Source organism: Microbacterium sp. H6 (assembly GCF_003314775.1).
In the GTDB taxonomy this organism is placed as follows: domain Bacteria; phylum Actinomycetota; class Actinomycetes; order Actinomycetales; family Microbacteriaceae; genus Microbacterium; species Microbacterium oxydans.
Map to the genome: position 1 here is coordinate 23,097 of NZ_QOAY01000112.1, position 6,592 is coordinate 29,688.

General features: G+C 67.1%; 4 protein-coding genes, 1 other RNA gene and 2 pseudogenes. 4 read left to right on the plus strand and 3 right to left on the minus strand.

Going from position 1 to position 6,592, the window contains the following annotated elements:
* A pseudogene (locus DSP71_RS23330) lies at positions 1 to 122 on the plus strand (histidinol phosphatase); the annotation flags it as partial.
* 40 nt (positions 123 to 162) lie between these two features.
* Positions 163 to 729, plus strand: coding sequence for a hypothetical protein (locus DSP71_RS07635; RefSeq protein WP_113680782.1), 567 nt, complete (start codon positions 163 to 165; stop codon positions 727 to 729).
* A 7-nt stretch (positions 730 to 736) separates the two neighbouring features.
* Here the strand turns inward: DSP71_RS07635 and DSP71_RS07640 are convergent, their stop codons facing one another.
* Both DSP71_RS07640 and ssrA read right to left on the minus strand, forming a co-directional pair.
* Positions 737 to 3,607: an HAD-IC family P-type ATPase gene (locus tag DSP71_RS07640; RefSeq protein WP_258546321.1), complete on the minus strand. Its 2,871-nt coding sequence runs from the start codon at positions 3,605 to 3,607 to the stop codon at positions 737 to 739.
* A 79-nt stretch (positions 3,608 to 3,686) separates the two neighbouring features.
* Positions 3,687 to 4,056, minus strand: a transfer-messenger RNA (tmRNA) gene (gene ssrA, locus DSP71_RS07645).
* 141 nt (positions 4,057 to 4,197) lie between these two features.
* Here ssrA and DSP71_RS07650 point away from each other — a divergent pair.
* Positions 4,198 to 4,866 (plus strand): SIMPL domain-containing protein, encoded by a 669-nt coding sequence (locus DSP71_RS07650; protein ID WP_058630544.1) that lies wholly within the window; start codon positions 4,198 to 4,200, stop codon positions 4,864 to 4,866.
* A 4-nt stretch (positions 4,867 to 4,870) separates the two neighbouring features.
* On the opposite strand, the gene hflX is transcribed toward DSP71_RS07650, so the two are convergent.
* Positions 4,871 to 6,382, minus strand: a complete 1,512-nt coding sequence (hflX, locus tag DSP71_RS07655; RefSeq protein ID WP_058630543.1) for a GTPase HflX — start codon at positions 6,380 to 6,382, stop codon at positions 4,871 to 4,873.
* 68 nt (positions 6,383 to 6,450) lie between these two features.
* Between hflX and DSP71_RS23335 the strand changes: the two are divergent.
* Positions 6,451 to 6,592: pseudogene (locus tag DSP71_RS23335) on the plus strand (16S rRNA methyltransferase); the annotation flags it as partial.

The following is a 6,592-nucleotide window of genomic DNA, read 5'->3' on the forward strand; positions in this document are numbered from 1 at the left end:
TCGTCCGAGAGGCCGGCGGCCGGATGACGGCGATCGACGGCGCGGAGACGATCAGCGCGCGCTCGACACTCGCAACCAACGGGACTCTGCACGAGGAGTTCCTGAGCTTGACGCAGAGCTGATCGGCCTGCTGCAGCCCGACCGGAACGACGAGGCCTCGCGATGAATCCCCGCATCATGTCCGCCGCCGCGGGCGTCCTGCTGCTCGTCGCAGCGCTCTCCGCGTGCGCGGCCCCCGAGCCAGGCCCCTCCTCGACGCCCGACGCCGGCGACACGCGCCCGTCACAGTCCCCCGCCCCGCCCTCCTCGCCGACATCGCCGGACGCCGAGGAAGAACTCACGTGCGAGTCGATGATCTCCGATGGCACCGTCACCGCGCTCGCTGATGCCGGTTGGACCGCCGAGACGAAGGAGTTCGTCGCCGGCGGCGTCGAGCTGACCGAAGGACTGCTCTGCTTCTGGGCTGACTACTCCGTCGGTTCGGATCACGGACAGCTCTACGGCTGGTCGGCGATCGACGGTGCGGACGCCGCGACGGCGCAGGCCGCTCTGCTCGCCGAGGGGTGGAAGCGAGAAGACGGCCCTGACGGCGTCTACTTCACAGAGGATGCGCAATACGCGATGGGTACCGACGAAGACGGCTACGGGATGACGTACCTGTTCGGGGACGGTTGGGTTCGGCTCGCCGACACTCGGCAGGGACTCATCCTCATCGAATGGCCGCGCTGAAGACGCTTCAGCGACCCGGCGACCCCATCGAGCTCTCGAGAACACGGCCGAACGTCCGCGAGACGGGCGGCGTCCACAGGAGCACGATGATGCCGGTAGCGACCACTGCAGTGAGCGCGGCACCCCAGTCCCAGCGGTCTCCCCCCACGAGTACCACGGTGCTGAGTGCGACGGCGAGGCCGAGGAAGATCGTGAGCATCAGGCGGGAGAGTCCGCTTCCTCGGCGGACGCCGGCGGCGACGGCCAGGATGAGCAAGCCGAACAGCGCAATCGCGGCTCCGGTGAGCGAGAAGGCGGAGGTGCTCGCATCCGGGTCGTAGCGCCCCAGGAACACGAGGATGCCGAGGGCCGTCGCCAGTAACCCGGAGCCGTAGGCGAGGACGGCGACCACCGTCGTGATCACGGTCGCGACGCCGGAAGGAACGGGATCGGACGGCGTGGGTGCATGCGTCGCCGCACCGTGGGTGGGGTTCGACGCCGGGGACAGCACGAGACGACGATGCAGCAACCGGACCACCTCGATCGCCAACACCATCGCGATCGTGATCCCGGTGAGCGCGACCGCGAGCTCCGCGCCGGGATCGACGAGCACGAAGAACTGGCGGGCGAGCGGGATCGTGAAGACCGCGACGAGCAGGACGAACATCGCACCCACGACAGCCACCTTGAAGCGGTTGAGCGGACGGGAGAGAACGGCCAGCACCCAGATGCCGACGACGGCCAGGATCACAGTGGCTCCGGTGCGCAACTGCTCCTCGTGCGCCCCGAGCCCGCGGGCGACGAACGTGTACCAGGTCAGTCCCAGCGCGACGACGACGCCTGAGGGTATCGCGAAGCTCAGCGAACGGCGGAGGAAGCCCGGCTGGTAGCGGGCAGCGTTCGGCATGAGCGCGAGGAAGAACGCGGGAATGCCGATCGTGAGGCCATCGGTGATGGAGAGCTGGCGCGGCAGGAATGGGAACTCGAGGACGAACACTCCGAAGATGATCGCGAGCAGCGTCGCGTAGACGGTCTTGTTCAGGAAAAGCATCGACACGCGCTCGATGTTCGCGATGACCTGACGTCCTTCGGCGACGACATCCGGCAGGTGCGAGAACTGCCCGTCGAGCAGCACCAGTCTCGCCACGGCCTTCGTGGCAGCTGACCCCGAGTTCATCGCGATTCCGATGTCGGCGGCTTTGATCGCGAGAGCGTCGTTGACGCCGTCGCCGGTCATCGCAACGGTGTGTCCATGGCTCTGCAGCGCGACGACCATCCGCTTCTTCTGTTCCGGTGTGACGCGGCCGAAGACCGTATGCCGGTCGAGCACATCGGCGAGCTCCGCGTCGTCGTCGGGCAGCTCCCTGGCGTCGAACCCGTCGGCCACGTCGAGACCGACTTCGCGGGCGATGGCGGCGACGGTGCGGGGATTGTCGCCCGAGATGATGCGGATGCCGACCTGTTGGCGTCCGAAGTACTCGAGGGTCTGTGCGGCATCGGGGCGAACCTGTTCCCGGAAGGTGAGCACCATGGCGGGCCGGAGTCCGCCGGGGAGCTGCTCGGAGTCGATGTCGGCCGACGAGAGCCCAGAGTCCGCGTGCCCGAGCACCAGCGTGCGCCGCCCTGTCTCCGCGAGGCCGGTCACCGTGCGCCCGAGCTCCGTGCGCGGTGACGTGGCCTCGTCGCCGAACACCATCTCCGGCGCACCCATCACCCATGTGCCGGAGACGCCGTCGAACGACACGGCGCTCCACTTCCGCGCGGACGAGAACGGAATGTATCCCGAGACCGAGAGCGGTGACGCGACCGGATAGGCCGCTCGCATCGACCGCGCTGTCGCGTTGGCGTCGGGAGCCGCCGCATACCAGGCCAAGGCAGCCGCCGCGTCGTCGGTCAGCTCCGTCGCGGCATCGTCGAGAGAATGCACCGCGTCGAAGCCGATCTCCCCCACGGTGAGCGTGCCCGTCTTGTCGAGGCAGACGACATCGACGCGCGCGAGACCCTCCACCGCCGGCAGCTCGTTCACGAGCACCTGCCTGCGAGCCAGTCTCGACGCGCCGACAGCGAAGGCGATGCTCGTCATGAGCACGAGGCCGAGCGGGATCATCGCCGTCAGGGAGGCGATCGTGTTGACGACGGCCTGCACCCAGGCATCGGTCGAGAACACCCTTGAATACCCACCGAGGACGAGGATCTGGGCGTTCAGTACCAGCAGGCCGACAGGGCCGATGATCCAACTCACCCATTTCAAGACCCGGTTGACCGACGTGCGAAGCTCGCTGGAGACCAGGGAGAATCTCTTGGCCTCTCCGGCGAAGTGATTCGCATACGAGTCAGCGCCCACCCGCGTGGCGATGGCCGTCCCCTCCCCGGCGACGACCACGGCGCCGGACAGCGCATCATCGCCGGGCTGCTTCTCCACGGGGTCCGATTCGCCGGTGAGCATCGACTCGTCGATCTGCAGGCCGCGCGAGGTGAGGACCCGCGCGTCAGCCGGGACCTGCTCGCCCGCTCTGAGTACGAGCACGTCGTCGAGCACCACCTCTCCCGGTGCGATCTCCCGCTCGTCGCCGTCGCGCAGCACCAGTGCGCGCGGAGCGTTCATCAGGGCGAGCCGATCCAGAGCCGACTTCGCGCGGAACTCCTGGATGCATCCGATGATCGCGTTCGCGAAGGCCGCGAGACCGAAGAGAGCGTCCTGCCACCTTCCGACCAGGAACAGCACGAAGAAGCAGGCGAACACGATGCCGTTGAAGAGGGTGAAGACGTTCGCGCGCACGATGCTCCACGCGCTGCGACTGGTGTCCGCGACGAACGCGTTCGTCTTGCCCGCAGCCACCCGCTCCGCGACCTCGGTTTCGGAAAGGCCGGCCGGGCGCGCAGAAGCAGTGGTGTCCACAGACCTCAATATAGACGCGAAGAGGCCCGCCTCCCCTTGTTTCCAAGGGGAGGCGGGCCTCATTCCTGTGACAGCGACCTTGTGGAGCTGGGGGGAATCGAACCCCCGTCCAACGCTGAGTCTCCACGCCTTCTCCGGGCGCAGTCTGTGAAGACGTTTTGCTCGGCTCCGACCTTTGTCACAGACACCTAAGTCGACGAGCCCAGCCTGGGAAGAGTCCCACGTGACGTCCAGACGCCATCACGCAGCAAGATTCCTAGATGACGCCAGGATCCGTATCGGAATCGCATACGGCCTGACGGACTATCGGGCTCGCTTATGCAGCGAGGGCGAAGTCGTTGCGCTTGGTTTCGGCAACTATTTTTTTGCAGAGAGCGTTTACGAGATAACTCTGCATCCTCGGCCCGCTTCTCGTGGATTCACAGGCGCTGTCGAAACCGATCAGCCCCGTGGTCCTTCTCTCGAAGGAGCCGCTGTCACACTGTGGAATTACCATCTCGGGCGGCGACCGCCCGAGCATCTCAGACTACAACGTTCTCCGCCGCTGCACCATTCCCCTGTCGCACTGAGGGCTGGCGTAGAGTCGCCCCATGAGCAGCGAAGTCACCGTCACCGTCCGCGGCGAGCACGAGGCGCGAGTGGCGCCCGAGCGCGCCACCGTCAACGTGAGCGTTCGCACCGACGGCTCCGAACGAACCGACGTCGTCGAGAGCGCACTACGGCTCGCAGACCCGGTGCGCCGCAGCATCAGCGATCGATCGGATGCCGGCACCGTGGTCGACTGGTCGAGCAAGCGCATCTCCGTTCGGGCCGAACGCCCCTGGAGCAGCGAGGGCACAAGACTCGATCCCGTGTACTACGCGAGCATCGACTTCACGGCGACGTTCGCCGAGGCCTCGGAGCTCTCCCTCTGGGTCTCCGACGTGTCAGCCTGGGACGGCGTCGAGATCGGCTGGGTGGACTGGCACCTGACCCCGGAGACGCGCACGCAGGTGGAACGTGACGTCGCCGCATCGGCAGTCGGCGTGGCTGTCACCCGCGCCGAGGCCTACGCCGGGGCGCTCGGTCTGGATGAGGTCACCCCGCTGGAGATCGCTGACGTCGGTCTCATCTCCAGGGGGCAGCCCGCGCCCGGCGCCCCGATGCTCAAGGCCCGAGGAGCCGCGGCATTCGCCGCCGACTCTGCACCCGCCATGGAGTATGAGCCGGAGGAGATCGTGATCTCCGCCACCGTCGAGGCCAGATTCCTCGCCCGCTGACCGATCAGATCTGTGCGACGAAGGGCGCGAGCTCCGCAGCCAAGCGCTCCGAGACGCGCGCATGCACAGCCGTGCCGTCCTCGCGGTGCTCCACGGAGAGCAGCATGCCCGACTCGTGGATCGATGCGACGAGGTCGCCACGATCGTACGGAATCACCGCTTCCACCTCGACCGCGGGCTTCGGCAACGCCGCTTCGACCGCTGCCCGCAACGCTGCGATCCCCTCGCCCGACCTCGACGACACGAAGTGAGCGTGAGGTTGCAGGCCACGGAGGACGAGACGCTCATCCTCCGTGATCAGGTCGGCCTTGTTGAAGACGACGATCTCCGGCAGGTCTCTGACGCCCACGTCGCCGAGGACGTCACGCACCGTCTGCAGCTGCCCCGCAGGATCGGGGTGCGACCCGTCGACCACGTGGAGCACGACGTCGGCCTCACCCACCTCTTCCAGAGTCGAGCGGAACGCTTCGACGAGCTGATGGGGGAGATTGCGGACGAACCCGACCGTATCGGTCAGCGTGTAGACGCGGCCGTCTTCCGTCTCCGTCCGGCGGACGGTGGCGTCCAGCGTCGCGAACAGCGCGTTCTCGACCAGGACACCCGCGCTCGTGAGGGCGTTGAGCAGACTGGACTTGCCGGCGTTCGTGTATCCGGCGATGGCGACGGACGGAATGGTATTGCGCTTGCGCTCGGCGCGCTTGGCATCCCTGGCGGGACCGAAGTCGCGGATCTGTCGTCTGAGCAGCGCCATCTTGGTGCGGATGCGTCGACGATCCAGCTCGATCTTCGTCTCACCAGGACCGCGCGAGCCCATACCTGCACCACCCGCGCCCACCTGGCCACCGGCCTGACGGCTCATCGAGTCGCCCCACCCACGCAGGCGTGGGAGCAGGTACTCGAGCTGAGCGAGCTCGACCTGAGCCTTGCCCTCACGGCTCTTCGCGTGCTGACTGAAGATGTCGAGGATCACCGTCGTGCGGTCGATCACCTTGACCTTCACGACGTCTTCGAGCGCACGCCGCTGGCTGGGCGCGAGTTCGGTATCGGCGATGACCGTGTCGGCTCCGACCGCGGCGACGATGTCCTTGAGCTCCTGCGCCTTGCCCCGACCGAGATAGGTTGCGGCATCAGGGTGCGGGCGACGCTGCAGCACACCGTCGAGCACCACGGCGCCGGCCGTCTCGGCGAGGGCGGCGAGCTCTCGGAGCGAGTTCTCCGCGTCTTCCTGGGCTCCCTGGGGGTAGACGCCCACGAGGACGACGTTCTCCAGCCGCAGCTGCCGGTACTCGACCTCGGTGACGTCCTCGAGCTCCGTCGACAGACCTCCGACGCGTCGAAGCGCATGACGGTCCTCCAGATCCCACTGCGCGCCGTCTGCGCTCCCGTGTGATGCGGTCGATTCGTCCTGCAGCGCCTGAGCGGCGCCGAACACTCGGACGTCCGAGCGCTTCTCCGCGTTCGCGAGCACACGATCGACCGTCTGATCGTCGGTGGAGGGGGTTGTGGTCTCCGTCATCCGTTCCTTGTCTCTGGGTTTTGTTGCGAGCCTTAACCTTAGCCCGCGGTGTCCGGTACGCTCACCGTATGGGGTCAGATCACTACTTCACTGCGGCCCCGGCAAGCCCCGAGAATCTGCGCAAGATCCGTGTGACTCTCGCGGGTCGAGAGCTGGAAGTCACCACCGCCGGTGGCGTCTTCAGCCCAGACCGTCTCGACGCCGGCACTG